The organism is Ornithinimicrobium cryptoxanthini (assembly GCF_023923205.1).
GTDB lineage: Bacteria > Actinomycetota > Actinomycetes > Actinomycetales > Dermatophilaceae > Ornithinicoccus > Ornithinicoccus cryptoxanthini.
On the sequence record NZ_CP099490.1, the window covers coordinates 1156260 to 1173565 of the forward strand.

Annotated in this window: 16 protein-coding genes; 9 read left to right on the top strand and 7 right to left on the bottom strand. The window is 70.2% G+C overall.

All coding sequences use genetic code 11. The features are described 5' to 3' along the window. Positions 1 to 16: 16 nt before the first annotated feature. The 6 genes from NF557_RS05445 to NF557_RS05470 all read right to left on the bottom strand — a co-directional run bounded on the left by NF557_RS05445 (position 17) and on the right by NF557_RS05470 (position 6601). Complete coding sequence (locus NF557_RS05445) at positions 17 to 1342, bottom strand: type III PLP-dependent enzyme domain-containing protein (protein ID WP_252622399.1); 1326 nt, start codon at positions 1340 to 1342, stop codon at positions 17 to 19. Continuing rightward, complete coding sequence (locus NF557_RS05450; protein WP_252622401.1) at positions 1339 to 2550, bottom strand: pyridoxal phosphate-dependent aminotransferase; 1212 nt, start codon at positions 2548 to 2550, stop codon at positions 1339 to 1341. The genes NF557_RS05445 and NF557_RS05450 overlap by 4 nt, the downstream gene beginning before the upstream one ends. After that, positions 2547 to 3383, bottom strand: a complete 837-nt coding sequence (locus NF557_RS05455) for a 2,3,4,5-tetrahydropyridine-2,6-dicarboxylate N-succinyltransferase (RefSeq protein ID WP_252622403.1) — start codon at positions 3381 to 3383, stop codon at positions 2547 to 2549. The genes NF557_RS05450 and NF557_RS05455 overlap by 4 nt, the downstream gene beginning before the upstream one ends. Next, positions 3380 to 4366, bottom strand: a complete 987-nt coding sequence (gene dapA / locus NF557_RS05460) for a 4-hydroxy-tetrahydrodipicolinate synthase (RefSeq protein ID WP_252622405.1) — start codon at positions 4364 to 4366, stop codon at positions 3380 to 3382. Before dapA ends, NF557_RS05455 begins: the two co-directional genes overlap by 4 nt. Positions 4367 to 4377: 11 nt before the next feature. Further along, complete coding sequence (locus NF557_RS05465; RefSeq protein WP_252622407.1) at positions 4378 to 5115, bottom strand: 4-hydroxy-tetrahydrodipicolinate reductase; 738 nt, start codon at positions 5113 to 5115, stop codon at positions 4378 to 4380. A 136-nt stretch (positions 5116 to 5251) separates the two neighbouring features. After that, positions 5252 to 6601: an adenylate/guanylate cyclase domain-containing protein gene (locus NF557_RS05470; RefSeq protein WP_252622409.1), complete on the bottom strand. Its 1350-nt coding sequence runs from the start codon at positions 6599 to 6601 to the stop codon at positions 5252 to 5254. 226 nt (positions 6602 to 6827) lie between these two features. On the opposite strand from NF557_RS05470, the gene NF557_RS05475 reads away from it, so the two are divergent. From NF557_RS05475 to NF557_RS05485, 3 genes are all read left to right on the top strand, one after another. Continuing rightward, positions 6828 to 8234 carry an HNH endonuclease signature motif containing protein gene (locus NF557_RS05475; RefSeq protein ID WP_252622417.1) on the top strand — a complete coding sequence of 469 codons (1407 nt, stop codon included), beginning with the start codon at positions 6828 to 6830 and terminating at the stop codon, positions 8232 to 8234. Positions 8235 to 8451: 217 nt separating this feature from the next. Continuing rightward, positions 8452 to 8997 carry an NADPH-dependent FMN reductase gene (locus tag NF557_RS05480; RefSeq protein WP_252622419.1) on the top strand — a complete coding sequence of 182 codons (546 nt, stop codon included), beginning with the start codon at positions 8452 to 8454 and terminating at the stop codon, positions 8995 to 8997. Between the two features lie 27 nt (positions 8998 to 9024). Next, positions 9025 to 9675 (top strand): alpha/beta fold hydrolase, encoded by a 651-nt coding sequence (locus tag NF557_RS05485; RefSeq protein ID WP_252622421.1) that lies wholly within the window; start codon positions 9025 to 9027, stop codon positions 9673 to 9675. A gap of 76 nt (positions 9676 to 9751) precedes the next feature. Here NF557_RS05485 and NF557_RS05490 read toward each other — a convergent pair whose 3' ends face one another. Beyond that, positions 9752 to 11650, bottom strand: coding sequence for an FAD-dependent monooxygenase (locus NF557_RS05490; RefSeq protein ID WP_252622423.1), 1899 nt, complete (start codon positions 11648 to 11650; stop codon positions 9752 to 9754). 430 nt (positions 11651 to 12080) lie between these two features. Between NF557_RS05490 and uraD the strand changes: the two genes are divergently transcribed. The 6 genes from uraD to NF557_RS05520 are packed head-to-tail and all read left to right on the top strand — an operon-like array spanning position 12081 to position 17300. Beyond that, positions 12081 to 12581: a 2-oxo-4-hydroxy-4-carboxy-5-ureidoimidazoline decarboxylase gene (gene uraD, locus NF557_RS05495; protein ID WP_425342960.1), complete on the top strand. Its 501-nt coding sequence runs from the start codon at positions 12081 to 12083 to the stop codon at positions 12579 to 12581. Continuing rightward, entirely contained in the window at positions 12578 to 12913 is a 336-nt protein-coding gene (gene uraH / locus NF557_RS05500) for a hydroxyisourate hydrolase (protein ID WP_252622435.1), read from the top strand. Before uraD ends, uraH begins: the two co-directional genes overlap by 4 nt. Before the next feature lie 10 nt (positions 12914 to 12923). After that, positions 12924 to 13856 carry a factor-independent urate hydroxylase gene (gene pucL / locus NF557_RS05505; protein ID WP_252622437.1) on the top strand — a complete coding sequence of 311 codons (933 nt, stop codon included), beginning with the start codon at positions 12924 to 12926 and terminating at the stop codon, positions 13854 to 13856. 23 nt (positions 13857 to 13879) lie between these two features. Further along, a complete protein-coding gene (locus NF557_RS05510; RefSeq protein ID WP_252622439.1) occupies positions 13880 to 15139 on the top strand; it encodes a DUF6986 family protein in 1260 nt (419 codons plus the stop codon). Beyond that, positions 15136 to 16488, top strand: coding sequence for an allantoinase AllB (gene allB, locus NF557_RS05515; protein ID WP_252622441.1), 1353 nt, complete (start codon positions 15136 to 15138; stop codon positions 16486 to 16488). The genes NF557_RS05510 and allB overlap by 4 nt, the downstream gene beginning before the upstream one ends. Beyond that, positions 16485 to 17300, top strand: coding sequence for a bifunctional allantoicase/(S)-ureidoglycine aminohydrolase (locus NF557_RS05520; RefSeq protein ID WP_252622443.1), 816 nt, complete (start codon positions 16485 to 16487; stop codon positions 17298 to 17300). The genes allB and NF557_RS05520 overlap by 4 nt, the downstream gene beginning before the upstream one ends. Positions 17301 to 17306 lie beyond the last annotated feature (6 nt).

A 17306-nucleotide genomic window follows, 5' to 3' on the forward strand; every position in this document is an offset into this window, starting at 1 on the left:
CCGCGGGAGGCCGCCGTCACGGCGTGATCGAACCGCCCAACCACACCTGCTCGGGCGCGGGGTGGCTCAGGAAGTTCGTCATCGCCTGCGTGAAGCCATAGGCCCCCGCCTGCCCGAAGATCACCAGGTCACCAGGCTCCAGCGGCTCGAGCTCGGCCGTGCCGACCCGGTCCAGCGAGGTGCACAACGGACCCGCCAGGGTGTATGCCGTGCGCTCGCGGTCGTCCTCCGCCGGACCGCTCGCGTCGGTCCAGTCGGTGGTGGCCGGCTCCTGGCGTGGCGTCACCGCCCGGACCGGGAACGACTGCCCGGTCATGAGCGGGCGCAGCAGGTGGTTGATCCCGCCCTCGAGCACCGCAAACGTCGTGCCCCGGCTCTGCTTCACCCGCACCACCCGGGTCAGGTAGACCCCGGTCGGTCCAGACAGCCACCGGCCGGGCTCGAGCACCACGTGGCCGGTGAACCACGCGTTCTCCTCCAGCAGGTCACCCAGCCCAGCGCCGAGGGCGACGATGTCCAGGTCCGGTGAGCCCACGGCATACGGGATGCCGAGGCCGCCGCCGAGGTCGATGAGGTCCAGGTCATGCCTGAGCATCGCCTGCAGACGTTGGCCGATGCCCATCGCCGTGCGGTGGTTGGCGAGCAGGGTCGCGGCATCGAGTTCGTTGCTGGCGGAGAAGACCTGCAGGCCGGAGAGCCGCACCTGTGGGTAGGCCTGGCACCCGGCGACGAACTGCGCGAGCTCCTCCTCGTCGACGCCGAACGCCGACGGCCCCGAGCCACCGATGATCGAGGCGGTCTCGCTGATCCCGGTGAGCGGGTGGACCCGCACGTTGACCGGCAGGGGGTCGGGCCCGGTGTGCCACTGCGCCAGCCGCTCGACGTCCTCGATGCCGTCGACCTGGATCCGGGCTCCTGCTGCCAGCGCGGCCCGCAGGTCGGCCTCGGACTTGGCCGGTCCGGCAAAGACCATCCGACCCCGCGTCGCAGGCTGCTGCGACGTCGGCGCGGGCGCGCTCGCACGCGCGGTCTGCACCGCTGCCACCTCACCCGCCGACGCACAGTCGAACCAGGCGCCGAGACCGGCCAGCTCAGCCAGCAGGGGGGGACCGGGGTTGGACTTGACGGCATAGGCCAGGTGGACCTGCTCGGGCAGGGTCATGCGCAGATCCACGAACCGCTGCCGCGCCACATCCAGCCGGTAGGCGAAGCACGGCGTCGTCCCGGTCTCGGCGACGAGCACGGCAGCGGCGTCCGACAACGCGAAGAGGTGGCCGTCGTCCGATGCCTGCGCGGCGGTGGCTGACTGCGCGGCGGTGGTCATGCTGACGATGTCAGTCATGGCGCCTCCCAGAACGGAGCCATCCGCGCCAGCCCCTGGGCCAGGGCCTTGGGGTCGCCGCCGCAGGAGACGCGCACGTGGTCGGCCCCGCCTGCGCCGAACGCACTGCCCGGCACGACGATGACCTGACCCTCGTCGCGCAGCCGCAGGCAGAACCCCATCGGGTCACGGACCGCCCACTGCGGCAACGGGATCCAGGCATAGAAGCCTCCGGCCGGCGTCGCCACCGGACGCACCGCCGCAGGGCCGGTCTGGGCGATCGACCAGCGTGCGATCAGCTCGCGCCGCGTGTCCCGCAGCACCGACTCCGAGGCCCGCAGCAGCGCCGTCGCCGCCAGCTGGCTGGGGCGTGCCGCACACGTCGTCATCGCGTTGTGCACCAGCCGCGCCGGGTGCAGCAGCGCTGGGTCACCGACCGCCCAGCCGACCCGCAGCCCGGGCGCCGCCCAGCCCTTGCTCACCGAGGTGACGACGACGCCGGTGTCGGTCACGTCGTGCAGCGAGGCGGGCCGCGGGCCGAGGTGGACCTCGCGATAGACCTCGTCAGACACCAGCAGCGCCCCGGCCGCCCGCGCAGCGGAGGCGACCGCAGCGAGAGCCTCAGGGGTGGCGCCACCGCCGGTCGGGTTGCCCGGGTGGTTGATCACGGCCAGTGCCACGTCGCCGGAGTCGAGCGCCGCCGAGAACTGCGCGGGGTCGAGATCTCCGCGCGGGCCGAGTCGATAGGGCACCGGCACGGCACCGGCCAACCGCGCCAGGGTGGCGTATGCCGGGAAGCCGGGGTCCGGGACCAGGACCAGTTGGCCGGGGGAGACGTGGCTGAGGAAGAGGGCGGTCAGCGCCGCCTGGCTGCCCGCGGTGACCATAATCCGGTCCGCGACGTCCCCGGCCACGGGGCGGGTGTCCGTCTCGTGGTGAGAGGCGGATGTCTGGAGACGTGACACTGGTGCGCCGGAGCCCACCAATGTCACGTCCCCAAGGTGGTGGTGGTCGGCGATCGCCGAAACCAGCTCGGGGATGCCGGTGTTTGGACCGTAGCCCAGCGGCTCCGGCCGGGCAGCGCACTCCTCCAGTGCCCGTCGGGCCGGCTCGGGCAGGACCCACCCAGGCACGCCTAGGCCCAGGTCGATCGCCTGAGGTGGTGCACCGACGGCCATGGCCCGGATCAGGGACGGCGACAATGACGTGACACGAGTCGCCGTGCTCACCGCAGCACCTCTTCGAGGACTGTGGAGGCGTCGGTCGAGTCGTCCCGGAACTTCACGATGACCGGGGCATAGACCGACAGGCCCAGGCGCTCGGCATACTCCCCGCGAGCGGGACGTGAACCGGGGACGACCACGGCCCCGGCCGGCACCTCGCCCCGCAGGTCACGGCCGTTGACCAGGTCGTGAATCGTCGTGCGTGAGGTGAGCACGACGCCGGGGGCCAGGACGGCGCGGTGGCGCACGAGGACTCCTTCATACAGACCGCACTGAGCCCCGATGAAGGCGTCGTCCTCGACGATCACCGGGCGCGCGCCGATCGGCTCCAGGACACCGCCCAGCTGGACCGCCGCCGACAGGTGCACGCGCTGCCCGACCTGTGCGCACGACCCGACCAGGACGTGGCTGTCGACCATCGACCCGGCGCCGACGAAGGAGCCGGTGTTGGCATAGCTCGGCGGCATGACAACGACGCCCGGTGCAAGATGGGCGCCGCGGCGGACCGAGGTGCCGCCAGGCACGACCCGCACGCCGTCCGCAGCGGTCAGTTGCCGGGGCGGGACGAGCGACTTGTCGACCGCGCCGCCGGGCCAGCCGGGCAGGTCGATGGTCTCGCTGAGTGCGAACGCCGCCAGGATCCCGGTCTTGACCCAGGCGTTGGCGTGCCAGTCGCCACGGGCGTCCTGCTCGGCTGCCCGGATCTGGCCGGCCTCGAGTGCGTGGAGGAGCTCATCGATGCGCTCGGGCGTCTGCGGGTCCTCGCGCAGGTCGGCGACCGGCGCGCTGAAGAAGGTCGAGAGTTCTGTTGTCGCAGTGGTGGTCAGGGCGGTCGTCATGACGCCACCCCGAGCCGGGTGGTCGCTGCCGGGGTGGAGGCGGTGGCGCCGAGGCCCAGGCCAGACAGGGCCGACTGGATGTGCGCCCAGGTGTCGGGCGCGGCCGGGGCCAGGGGAGCGCGGACCATGCCGGTCGCCAGGCCCAGGCAGGCCAGGGCGGCCTTCAGCGGCACCGGGTTGCTCTCGGAGAACAGTGCCCGCATCAGCGGTGCGAGCTGCGCGAACTGCTCGCGGGCAGCGGTCAGGTCGCCCTCGAGGGCGGCGGACACGAGCGCAGCAGTCTGGGCGGGGGCGACGTTGCCGCACACCGAGACCAGCCCGCGCGCGCCGACGGCTATCGCGGCCAGCGCCAGGTCGTCGTCACCGGCCAGCACGACTCGGCCGGGGGGCGCCTCCTGGCAGATCTGCGCGATCTGGCGCAGGTCACCGCAGGACTCCTTGACGGCGACGACCTCGGGGATCGCCCACAGGTCGCGCAGCGTCTCCGGGGTCAGGTTGGACCCGGTGCGCCCCGGCACGTTGTAGGCGATGACCGGCACGCCCGGCAGCTCCTCGGCGATGGTCTGGAAGTGCGCCACGATCCCGGTGGGCTGGGGCTTGTTGTAGTAGGGGGTGACGACCAACAGCCCATCCGCCCCACAGGTGACGGCCGCGCGGGCCAGCTGCACGGCATACTCCGTGTCGTTGTGCCCGGTGCCCACGACTAGGGGGACGCCCGGTGCTGCCTCGCGTGCCGTCCTGACCAGGGTCGCGCGCTCCTCGGGGGTGACCGTCGCGGCCTCACCCGTGGACCCGAGGACCACCAGGAAGTCGGCGCCGCCTGCCACGACGTGCTGGACCAGGGACCGGAAGGCCGTGAGATCCACGGCCGGCCGCTTGCGGGAGGAACCTCCGCCGGGGGCCGGCTTGCCGGTCGCCTCCGCGCCAGTGGTGAACGGCGTCGCGAGCGCGACGCCGAGGCCGGTGAACTGTGCACCGCTCATGGTTCCTCCTTCTAGGTGGTGGTGGATGAGAACAGGGGGTCGATGACGTCGTCGGCGAGGTCGTCGAAGGTGAAGGTGCCGCGGCGGCCGTGGATCCAGCGGGCCGCGGTCAGGGCGCCGAGGGCGAAGACGTCGCGGGTGTGTGCCTCGTGCGTCAGGGTGATCGACTCGTGGGCGCCGGTCAGGTGCACGTCGTGGCGGCCGACGACCTCGCCGAGGCGCAGGCTGGTGGTCTGTATGCCGTGGGCCGGGCGGGCGGTGGCCTCGGCGAGGGCGTCGCGCAGCAGGACCGCGGTGCCGCTGGGGGCGTCGACCTTGCGGGTGTGGTGCACCTCGCTGACGGCCACGTCGAGGTGCTCGGGGGAGGCTGCGGCATAACGGCCGAGGGTGAGGGTCAGCCGGCGCAGCAGGGCCACGGTCAGCGAGAAGTTCGGGGCGGTCAGGATGCCGATCGCAGGGTGTTGGGCGTCTGTGCCGACCTCCTGGCAGCGGCTGCTGGTCGCGAGGAGGGCCGGGTCCCAGCCGGTCGCGCCGATCACCAGGTCGGTGCCGGTGGCGCGGGCCCACGTCAGGTGGTCGTCGACGCCGTCGGCGTGACTGACATCGAGAGCCACGTCGACGGGGGAGAGGTGCTCGGTGGCCTCGTGGCCGACCAGCCAGGCGACCTCGAGGTCGTTGGTCTGGTCTGCGGCAGCGGCGATCGCGGAGCCTAGGCGGCCCCGACCGAAGATCCCGATCTGCAGTGGCATGCAGACGAGTATGAACGGTTCTCGGCCCCTGTCAGACCACTAAAACTGCAGGTCAGGAAGGGTTTCCGGTCGTGGGTCCCGGCGGCCGGAAAATCTCCGGCGGACGCGCCGGTTTGCTCCGTTCGTTGCTCCAGGATCACGCAAAGTTCGGACCAGTCTCGGCCCGGAACACCTCCCACGTGCCGGGCACGCCGGCCAGCACGTGGGTCCCATGGGGATGCAGCGCCTTGCCCGAGCCGAGCACGAGGGCCTGCACGGTGCCGCTGACGAGCACGTCACCGGCGCCGCCCAGTGCTGCGACCCGGGCGGCTACGTGGACGGCCACGCCGCGCACCGCGCCGCCCGCGCGCACCACCTCGCCGGTGTGCAGCCCGGCACGGATCTCGATCCCGTGATGATGCAGGTGCTCGCTGATCGCGACGGCGCAGGTGATGGCCCGGCTCGGCAGGTCGAACGTCGCGAGGAACCCGTCCCCCGCGGTGTCGATCTCGACGCCCCCGTGGCGGGCCAGCAGTCGGCGGACCTCCTGGTGGTGCCAGTCCAGCAGCTCACGCCACCGTCGGTCGCCCAGCGTGGCGGCCTGGGACGTCGACCCGACGACGTCGGTGACCAGGAGGGTGGCGACCACGCGGTCCTCGTCGGCGCCCGTGCGGGTGCCGGCGACGAACTCCTCGACCTCGTCCATCAGCGCGTCCGTGTCGCCGAAAAAGGCCGCGAGCTCATCGCCGGGGACCTCGGCATACCGCGCATCGGGTAGGTGCTCGGCCAGCCAGCGCACCGCGGTGGGGGGGACGAAGTCGTTGTCACGCCGGTGCAGGACCAGCACGGGGGCCTGGACCTGGTCCAGCACGCCTCGCACGTCCACGTCCAGCAGCAGCCGCAGCATCGCGGCAGCGGCGTTTGGCGTGGCAGACATGCGCTCCCACCGGCGCCACCACGCGAGCACGCGCGGCTCCTGGCTCACCCCCGGTGCGATCCACGGCAACAGATAGCCGGTGCCCCACGCACCCTGCTCGACGGACTCCGCGAGCCTCTCGACGGCAGCCGGCTCAAGCCCCGTGGGGTGCCCCTCCCGCGATCTCGTCGAGGCCATCGCCTCGCCCAGCACGAGGGCCTCCACCCGGTCGGGGTGCCGTGCGGCCAGGGCGAGGGCGACCGCGGCCTTGTCGAGCCAACCCACGATGACCGCGCGCTGGCTGCCGGTGGCGTCCAGCACCGCCAGCAGGTCGGGGACCAGGTCGTCGACCGATGGTGCCTCCGTGGGGCGGTCCGACATGCCGGTGCCGCGGGCGTCATAGATGATCAGCCGGCCCAGCGCGCTGAGACGCTCCAGGAAGTGGACCGTCTCGGGCAGCTCCCAGAGCAGCTCCAGGTGCGAGACCCAGCCGATGCCGACCACGATGTCGCGAGTGCCGCTGCCCAGGCTCTGATAGGCGATGTCCACCGTGCCCGACCGGGCATAACGGGTCTCGCCGGACGTCAGCACGGCGTGACTGCCGGGGACGATGCCGTGTCCATGGGATCAGATTGCCAGAAATGTTGCTCCTTGAGCACCCCCGAATACTGGTGGTTCAGCGCCGCGTGGACATGGGGCGGCGGCGCACCTGTTCCGTTCGCCGGAGGCATGCCTTGCGCGGCAGGTCATCGCCGATCCACGCACCGCGTTTCCGCAGGTCAGGGCTTTGTCGGTGGTGTGTGGTTGAGTGTTTGGTATGGCGATCACGGGGACGGGGGTGGGAGTCGGGGAAGCGCTCTCCGGCTCGGGTTCCGTGACGCCTGAGATGGTCGAGTTGATGTTCGCGCAGTGGGAGCGGGAGCAGGCCAGCGAGGACTGGGAGGCCGCGCTGGACGCGGCTCAGTGGCGCGCGATAGATGTGGCCCTGGCCCAGGAGCAGGTGTCGGGGTGTGCGGCTGAGGAGCTGGCGGGAGGGTTGGCTGCTGCGGGGCGGGGTCTGGACCGGGCGGGGGTCGACGCGGAGGAGCTGGTGCGGGTCTTTGACGCCTCGATGAGCGAGGGCCTGGAGGCGGTGGGCCGGTTGGAGGCCCAGCTGGCCGGGGTGCGGTTCTCGTTGGCGTTTGAGGCCGCGTCGCGGGGGTTGCACACCGCGGTCGGGCTGTCATTGGTGGACTGGTTGCGGGTGCGGTGCCCGATGCTCTCGAAGCAGGAGGCGTGCCAGGTCCAGGACGTGGTCCGCGCGGCCGGTCACCATTGGGGTGCGCCGTTGGCTGAGGCGGTCCGCACGGGGACCGGGGCGGTGCACCGGGTGGCGAAGGTGGCCCGCACGATGCGCCGACTGGCGTCCTCGTTGGATGTGGATCAGCAGCAGGACTACGCCAGGATCGCCACCGGTGCGGCGACCAACCCGGGCATCAGCGATCAGGACCTGGATGTGGTGTGCCAGAAGTTGTTGATCGACCTGTTGGATGAGAAGCCGCGCGAGGAGGCCAAGGCCACCGCCCAGGAGCTGCGGCGGGTGACGTCGCGGCCGTTGGGTCGGGGGATGACCCGGTTCACGGTGGACGCCCCGGAAGGGGATGCGGGGCTCATCGACGGGGTGCTGTGCGGTCCGTTGGCCGCGCCAACACCAGCTGAGGATGGGACACCGGATGGGCGGATGCCGGGGCAGCGGAAGTATGACGCGTTCTGGTTGACGTTTAACCGTGGCGTCTCTAATCCTGGTGCCCCACCGTCGTCGGGCCGGGCGTCGGTGATCGTGACGGTCAAGGCGGACCCGGCGACCGGGCGGCCTGAGGGGGCGGCGGTCAGCAGCACCGGTGCGGTGCTGGACGCCGCCCAGGCGGGACGGTTGGCGTGTGTGGGGGATGTGACCCCGATCGTCCTGGGTGAGCACGGTCAACCCCTCGCGCTGGGGCGCACGGTGCGGTTAGCGACACCGGGGCAGTTCAAGGCGCTGATGGTCCGTGACGGGCAGTGCACGTATCCGGGGTGTTCGGTGCCCGGGACGTGGTGCGATTCGCATCACCTGATCTGGTGGTGTCGTGGTGGCGGCACCGATCTCGAACTGCTGGTCTTGTTGTGTCCGAGGCATCACACGTTGGTCCACGACCAAGACCTGATGGCCACCATCACCGGCTCCGTCGTGACCTGGCACGTGTGAACACCACGCCCAACAGCCCGGCCCCACGGCCGGGCCGACAGGCATGTCCGGCCTCGGTCCAGGGCGCGCTTTCGGGCGCCGTCGCGGTCCAGGTTGGCCTTTGGCACAGTCGCGGTCCAGGCCTGGCAGCCGACAGCCGCGAGGACCAGTCGTGTGACACCTCGCACAGTCGGTGTCAGCGGGGAACATTGTTGAACATTCATCTATTGACTGAGGCATGACTTCACCCAAGATCGGCATCATCGTCAGCAGCTCGCGCCCCAGCCGGATCGGCCACAAGGTCGCCCAGTGGGTCTCAGAGCTGGCTCCCTACGGCACCGAGGTCGAGATCGTCGACCTGGCCGCGATCGACCTGCCCTTCCTGGCCGAGCCTGAGCTGCCGGCCACCGGCAACTACACGATGGACAGCACCGTCGCGTGGTCGGAGAAGGTTCGCGAGTTCGACGGTCTGATCCTCACGGTGCCCGAATACAACGCCGGCTACCCCGCCGTTCTCAAGAACGCCATCGACACCATCCACGCCGAGTGGAGCGAGCTGCCGATCGGCGTCATCGGCTATGGCTGGGGCGGCGCTGCCAGCGCCACTAACCAGCTGGGCGAGGTCCTCGACCGCGTCAAGGCTGCCCGTCTCGACGGCCCCGGTCTGAAGTTCGGCCAGGACCTGACTCCGGAGGGCGAGCTCCTCGACGGTGCACCGGAGGAGGACGTCCGTGGTCTCTATGACCAGGTCGTCGCTGCGGTCAGCGAGCTGTCTGCTGCCTGACCCGGCCCCGCGGCATACGCTCGTGCCGTGACTGACTCGCCCGACCCGACCCCGCTCGTCCTCCTCCACGGACTTGGCCAGGCGCCGATGGCGTGGGAGGACGTGATCGTGCCGCTCTATCCGTCGCGTCGTCTGCTCACCCCGTGGGTGCCCGGACTGAAGCCGACGGACAAGGAGCGGGTCACGGTGGCCGACGCCGCCGCGAAGCTGGACACCGACCTGATGCTCGAGGGCATGCAGGCGGTGGACCTGGGCGGCCAGTCCTATGGCGCCGTCGTGGCGACCCGGCTGGCCGCAGACTTCCCGGAGCGGGTGCGCCGGCTGGTGCTGATCGCCGGCCTGGTGCGCCCGCCGCGAGCGCTGATGAAGATGCAGCTGCGGATGCTGAAGATGATGCCCGCCTCGCGCCTGGCCGACTCCAGCGTCTCCAAGGAGCGGCTGCTGCACACGCTGGACATCGTGCGCAACATCGACCTCACCGACGCGCTGCCGAAGATCACGGCGCCAACGCTCGTGCTCATCGGGTCCAAGGACGTGGCGAACCGGTCGTCGGCCCAGGCGCTGGCGAGCGGGATCCCCGGGGCCCAGCTGCGCGAGGTCCCCGGCGCCGGCCACCAGGTCAACCTCGAGCAGCCCACGGCGCTCGTGGAGATCCTGCGGGAGTTCCTGGACGACTAGAGCGCGCGGGACGGTGCACGCAAAGTGCCCCCGAGCCAGGCGGAAGAACCGACGGACTCGGGGGCCCTCCTGCGTCCTAGGCGTCGACGACGATCGACTCACTCGCCTGCTGCACGAGCATGCTGTTCGCGAAGAACTCGGTGATCTCCTCGCGAGCGGTGAGGGGCAGGACGTGCGCGACATACATGTCGGGCCGCACGATCACCAGGGCTCCAGACTGTCGGTCGATCTGGCGGATGTTGAAGATGTCCGAGTCGGGGAGTGCCGCGTAGACCTTCTCGTAGTCCGTCAGACGAAGGGGCCCGACATCGGGCAGGAAGTACCTCGAGACCTGCCCCAGGTCGATCTCCTGGTAGGGCTGCTGATAGATGACCTTGGCGTCAAACACGCCGTCGATGTCTGCGCCCTCCGGAGTGAACTTCGTCACCGGTGACTGGGGTGAGTGCTCGAGCCAGTTCGCGAGGTCAGCCACTGCGGTTCCGTCGGTGTCGGCGAAGGCATACAGCCGCCAGCGCCCATCCGCGCGGAAGTGATGCCCCAGGTGCCGTGGGGTCGTGTCCGCGACACGTGACACCTCGGCTGACTTGAACCGCTTGCCGATCGGGAAGTCGGCCGCCAACTCCTGATGAGTGGCTTCACCGGTCAGGGTGGAGGGCTGGTACTCGGTTGAGAAGCCGTTGGGGAACTCGGCTGAATCGACATAAAAGTCGCCTATCTCCTGCGGACTGGAGAACTCCTCTGGGCGCTTGGACATCATGGCGGACCATTCCTTGTCGAAGGCGATCAGATCCTCGGCTATGACGAGCCGTTCGGCCGCGTAGGTCGACAGAAGCGACGGTGCACTCCGGCCTTCGAGAACCTGTCCCAGCTTCCATGCCAGGTTCCATCCGTCCTGCATCGACACGTTCATGCCCTGACCTGCCTTGGCGCTGTGGGTGTGACACGCGTCCCCCGCGATGAATACTCGCGGTCCGGCGTCAGAGGCCGGTGCGGTCCGGGCATCGTCAAACTGCTGTGCGATCCGGTGACGCACCTCATAGACGCTGTACCACGCCACTTCCCGCACATCGAGGGAGTAGGGGTTGAGGATGCGCTTGGCGCGCTCGATGGCCTCCTCGACGGTCGTCGCCCGGACCTGGGCGCGATTCGCGTCGTCGACATCCCCGAGCGAGACGTAGAAGCGCACGAGAAAGCCACCCTCGCGAGGAATCAGCAGGACCGTCCCGTCCTTGTCTGACTGGATGCCGCACTTTGTGCGGAAGTCGGGGAAGTCGGTGACGGCAAGGATGTCCATCACTGCCCAGGCGTGGGCAGCTTGATCCGCGATGACCTCGATCCCGGCGCTATCACGGACCAGGCTTCGGGCGCCGTCGCAGCCCACCAGATACTTCGTGCGCACCTGCCTCTCCTGTCCGTCGGGGTCACGCAGGCGAACCTGGACGGGAAACTCGTCCGAGTCATCCCTGGAGTAGTCAACGAACTCGTAGCCATAGTCCGGTTCGATCTTGGCCGGCCCGTTGGCGGCGTACTCAGCGAAGTAGTCGATCACACGGGCCTGGTTCACCACGATGGGCGGGAACTCAGAGATGTGAGCAGGCGGGTCGGCAGCGCGAACGCCACGCGCGATCACGGCGGGATTCGCCGGGTGGGGGCCCCAGAAGTTCATCTCTCGCAGGTGCATTGCCTCCTCGGCGATGCGGTCCCGGAACTCGAACGCCTGGAACGTTTCGCTGCTGCGCGGCCAGAGTCCGTCCGCCCTGCCAATCTCGAGACGGTGAGGTCGGCTCTCGATGATGCGGGTGGTCACGCTCGGGTAGTTCGTGAGCTGGGCGGCCTGGATGATGCCGGCTGGGCCGGCGCCGACAATGAGCACATCCATGGTGTCTGGGAGCTCGGCCGGGCGGTCGATGCCCGTGCCAGCGGGCTCCTTGATGCGTGGATCATGTTTGACGTATCCGTGGTGGTGGAACTGCACTGTTCTACTTCCTTTGCGTCACGATCGCCGAGCTGATCTTCGGTGGGTGATGTGGGCCACATCGGTGTGGGTGGCTCCAGAGTCGTAGCCACAGCCGTCTCGTAGTCCTGAGATTCACGTTGGTCGAACAAACTCCACCGGCTGGACCGGACTTTTCTGCTAGGCCGAAAGGTCGGCGCGGGGGGCGTGGGCGGAGCAACGGAGACAGGCTGGCTCCATGATCTGGGTCTGCGAGACGTGCGCCGTGGAGACCGCCGACGGGGACGCGGTGGTTGGGCTCTTGACAGGCTCCTGCGGGTCCCCTAGCGTCACCGGTCCAGACTCGTCGCAGGTGGAAGGGACGCTCCGAGGTGTTCGCCTCGCGGCAACCGACTCCGGTGGACGGTGGTTCCTGGCGAGTCGGACGTCCCCGTGGGGTCCGGGAAGAGGAATGGCCGTGGCGCTGGAGGAGTTCAACACCGCACCGTCGCAGGAGGCCGCCGCCCTGGTGCGGGCCTGCGCGGACGTGGACCGCTGGGTCTGGGCCATCGTGGCGGGCCGGCCCTACGCGAGCGTCGACGACGTGACCAGCGCGGCCGAGGTGGTGGCCGTGCCGTGGACGGACGCAGAGATTGACGCCGCGCTCGCGCGTCACCCCCGCATCGGCGATCGTCCCCTCGGCGCCGGGGCCGACGCCGAGATGTCCCGTCGCGAGCAGGCAGACGTGGCCTCCGATGCCCAGACCCAGGCCGAGCTGGCGGCGGGCAACGCCGCCTATGAGGCCAGGTTCGGCCACGTCTTCCTGATCCGCGCCGCCGGTCGCACCGCGCCGGAGATCCTCGCCGTTCTCCAGCAACGGCTCGGCAACACTCCCGAGGACGAACGCCAGACCGCCGCCCGGGAGCTCCGCGAGATCGCCGCGCTCCGGTTGAGAGGAGCCCTGACCCGATGACCTCCCACCTGAGCACCCACGTCCTGGACGCGACGGCTGGGGGACCGGCGATCGGCATCGACGTCGTCCTTGAGCGCAGGCAGGAGGCCGGGTGGGTCCAGGTGGCCTCCGGCACCACGGATGCCGACGGCCGGATCGGCGACCTGGGCCCCGGTCAGCTCCCTCCGGACACCTACCGCCTGACTTTTGCGGTGGCCAGCTACTTCGCTGCGCGGGAGACCGCCTCGTTCTATCCGGAGATCACGGTGACCTTCGAGGTCGAGGGGGCGGACCACTACCACGTGCCGCTGCTGCTCAGTCCCTATGCCTACTCCACCTACCGCGGCACCTGAAGGGAACGATGTGAGCACCGTCGACACCACCCCGCGAGAGCTGCCCAGCGAGCACGCGCAGCTGCGCACCGCCTCCCACGGCAAGGCCGAGGTCCACCTCGTCCGCGTCGAGCGCGAGGGCCCGGTCCACCACATCAGCGACTACACCGTCTCCTCGGCCATCCGCGGTGACCTGGACCGGATCTACACCCACGGCGACAACGCCACCTGTGTGCCCACCGACACCCAGAAGAACCTCACCTTCTCCCTCGCCCGCGACGGCGTGGGCACGCCGGAGGAGTTCGGGCTCAAGTTCGGCCGGTTCATGGCCGCGGAGTGGCCGCAGATCGTCACCGGAGGACGCTGGCAGGTGATGAAGGTCGAGTGGGACCGCATCGTCGGTGACCAGGGTCCCCACGACTTCTCCTTCGTGCGCCGCGGCAAGGAGGAGCGCCACGCCGTCGTGCAGGCCGACGGCGGGGACCTGCGCGTGGTGGCGGGGCTCAAGGAGCTCACCGTCCTGAAGTCCTCTGGCTCGGCCTTCGTGGGCTATCCCAAGGGCACCTACACGACCCTGCCCGAGACCACGGACCGCATCATGTCCACGGACGTGTCTGCGTGGTGGGAGTACAACACCCTCGAGGCAGACTGGGACGGGATCTTCGCCTCGGTGCGGCACATCATCCTCGCCGAGTTCGCCGAACGGTTCTCGATGGCTCTGCAGAACACGATGTGGGCGATCAGCTCGCGCATCATCGACACCCACCCCGAGATCAACACGGTCCGGATGCAGTGTCCGAACAACCACCACTTCGTCGTCGACCTCGAGCCCTTCGGCCAGGACAACCCCAACGTCGTCTTCTATGCGGCCGACCGCCCGTTCGGTGACATCACCGCCGAGGTGGTGCGCACCGGCACGACCCCCAGCGACCTGGCGTGGGGCACCATCCCGTCGTTTAGCTGACAGACTCCACGAGAGGAGAGGTGATGGGTGCGCTCGATGAGGTCCGCAATCGGATAGAGGTGCTGCTGGCCGCGGCCGACTCCCGCACGGCGGCGCACTACCCCGGGGACGCGGGCGGGCGCCAACCGGTGCACTCGGTCTACGTCCCTGCCGACCGGGTCGACGCCGACCTGCCGACCCGCTGGGGCAGTGCGGCGCTGACCGCCCTGGAGGAGGCCGGGGGGGTCCAGCACCTCATCGCGGTGCACGGCCTGGTCAAGGACCCTGCCGAGGCCGAGCGGATCGGCGAGCAGGTGCTGGACAAGCTGTCCCGCGAGCCGATCGAGGATCTGAGGATTGACTTCGAGGACGGCTACGGCGACCACGGAGACGCCACCGAGGACGCTGCGGTGACCGCGGCGGTCGAGTCGATCCGCGCCGCTGAGGCGGCCGGCTCGCTGCCGCCGTTTGTCGGGATCCGGTTCAAGTGCCTGGAGCCGGCCACCCGGGCCCGGGGCCTGCGCACGCTGGAGTCCTTCGTCAGCGAGCTCGCCGCGGACGGGTTGCCCGACGGGCTGGTCCTGACGCTGCCCAAGGTCACCACGGTGCAACAGGTGCAGGCCATGGTGCTCGCGCTGGAGGCGCTGGAGGGCTCCCTGGGACTGCCGGAGGGTCGGCTCCGGTTCGAGATCCAGGTGGAGACACCGCAGGCGGTCCTGGGGCCGGACGGCTCCTCCCTGATCGGGCCGATGATCGCCGCAGGGCGGGGGCGCGTGAGCGGCCTGCCGTACGGCACCTACGACTACAGCGCCTCGCTGGGCATCGCCGCAGCTGACCAGTCGATGGACCACCCGGCCGCCGACTTCGCCAAGGCGATGATGCAGGTGGCCACCGCCGGCACCGGTGTGCGGCTGTCCGACGGGTCCACCAACGTGCTGCCGGTCGGCTCGAGGGAGGCCGTGGACGCGGCCTGGGCACTGCACGGCAGGCTGGTGATGCGCTCGCTGCGGCGTGGCTTCTATCAGGGGTGGGACCTGCACCCGGCGCAGCTGCCCAGCCGGTATGCCGCGACGTACGCCTTCTTCCGGGCTGGTCTGCCCGAGGTGCTGGGTCGGTTGGACACCTACCTCGGGCGACGCTCCGGCCCCGTGCTGGACGAGCCAGCCACCGCCAAGGCGATGGCCGGCTTCCTGCTGCGCGGTCTGGACTGCGGTGCCGTGCGGGCGGAGGAGGTGCCGTTCCAGGTGACGGCGCTGCGCCAGCTCGTCCACGGGACTGGCGCCGTCGCCAGCGATCAGCTGTGAGCGGGCCTGGCCCCTCGGCATACGACCTGGTGATCCGGGGCGAGCGGGTCTGCACGACGGCAGGTGTGCAGCCCCGGGAGGTCGCGATCATCGCAGGCGTGATCGAGGCGGTCGTCCCGCTGGGCCAGGACCTGACCTCCGACACGGTGATCGACCTGGCGGCCGACGAGGTGCTGCTGCCTGGACTGGTGGACACGCACGTCCACGTCAACGAGCCGGGACGCGCGGAATGGGAGGGGTTCGACACCGCAACCCGGGCCGCCGCACGGGGCGGGGTGACCACGCTGATCGACATGCCGCTGAACTCCGTCCCCGCCACCGTCGACGTGGCCGCTCTCGCGGAGAAGGTCGCCGCGACGCAGGGCAAGAGACACGTCGACGTCGGGTTCTGGGGCGGGGCCGTGCCGGGCAACACCGGTGGGCTGCGCGCCCTGCACGATGCCGGAGTGTTCGGCTTCAAGTGCTTCCTGCTGCACTCCGGGGTGGAGGAGTTCGCGCCCTTGGACCCCGAGGAGCTCGAGCAGGACCTGCGCGAACTGGCGACCTTCGACGCCCTGATGATCGTGCACGCCGAGGACTCCCGTGCCATCGACCGGGCACCGCACGCCGAGGGCGACCAGTATGAGCGGTTCCTGCGCTCGCGGCCCCGCGGGGCGGAGAACCTGGCGATCGCCGAGGTGATCGAGCGCGCCCGGTGGACCGGGGCGAGGGTGCACATCCTGCACCTGTCATCCTCGGACGCGCTGCCGATGATCGCCAGCGCCAGACGTGAGGGCGTGCAGGTCACGGCGGAGACCTGCCCCCACTACCTGACACTGTCGGCCGAGGACATCCCGGCCGGCAACACGGCGTTCAAGTGCTGCCCGCCGATCCGCGAGGCCAGCAACCGGGACCTGCTCTGGCGGGGCCTGCAGGACGGCGTCATCGACTGCATCGTCACCGACCACTCGCCCTGCACCCCAGACCTCAAAGGACTGGACACCGGCGACTTCGGCACGGCCTGGGGTGGCATCGCCTCCCTCCAGGTGAGCCTGCCGGTCGTGTGGACCGAGGCCCGGGCGCGTGGCATCACCCTCGAGCAGGTGGTCGAGTGGATGGCAGCCACACCGGCCGCGCTGGCCGGCCTGCGCACCAAGGGGGCGATCGCCGTCGGCTACGCCGCCGACCTGTCGATCTTTGCGCCGGACGAGTCCTTCGTGGTGCGTGCCGAGGAGCTCGAGCACCGCAACCCGATCACCCCCTACGACCAGCGCACCCTCTCCGGGGTGGTGCGGCGCACGTTCCTGGCCGGCGCGGAGATCGACTTCGACCGCCCCGCCGGCGCACTGCTCTGGAGAGGAAAGGCATGACCTACCACGTCCCCCGAGGCGGACTCCCGCCTCAGACAGCGCTGACCACCGACCGGGCGGTGTTCACCGGGTCCTACGCGGTGCTGCCGGCGCGGACGATGAGCGACATCACCGCGAGCCTGCTGCCGCACTGGAAGGGCACGCGACTGTGGGTGCTGGCCCGCCCGCTGAGCGGGTTCGCCGAGACGTTCGCGCAGTACCTGATGGAGGTGGCCCCCGGCGGGGGCAGCGACGCCCCCGAGCCGGACGCCGGCGCCGAGGGGGTGCTGTTCGTGGTGGGCGGGCAGGTCGAGCTGACCCTGGGTGGGACGGTGCACACCCTGACCTCCGGGGGCTACGCCTACCTCGCTGCGGGCACCACCTGGTCGCTGCACAACCGCACCGGCGAGAAGGCCAGCTTCCACTGGATCCGCAAGGCCTACCAACGGGCTGACGGCGTGGGCCTGCCCGACTCGTTCGTCACCCACGCCCGGGACGTCGCGGGTGTCACCATGACCGACACCGGTGGCGCGTGGAGCACCCAGCGGTTCGTCGACCCGAGCGACCTGCGCCACGACATGCACGTCAACATCGTGACGCTGCAGCCCGGGGCCTCGATCCCCTTCCCCGAGACCCACGTCATGGAGCACGGGCTGTTCGTCCTGCAGGGCAAGGCGCTCTATCTGCTCAACACCGACTGGGTCGAGGTGGAGGCCGGCGACTTCATGTGGCTGCGGGCGTTCTGCCCCCAGGCGTGCTACGCGGGTGGTCCCGGGCCGTTCAGCTACCTGCTCTACAAGGACGTCAACCGGCACGTGCGGCTGACCCTGTAGCCGTGG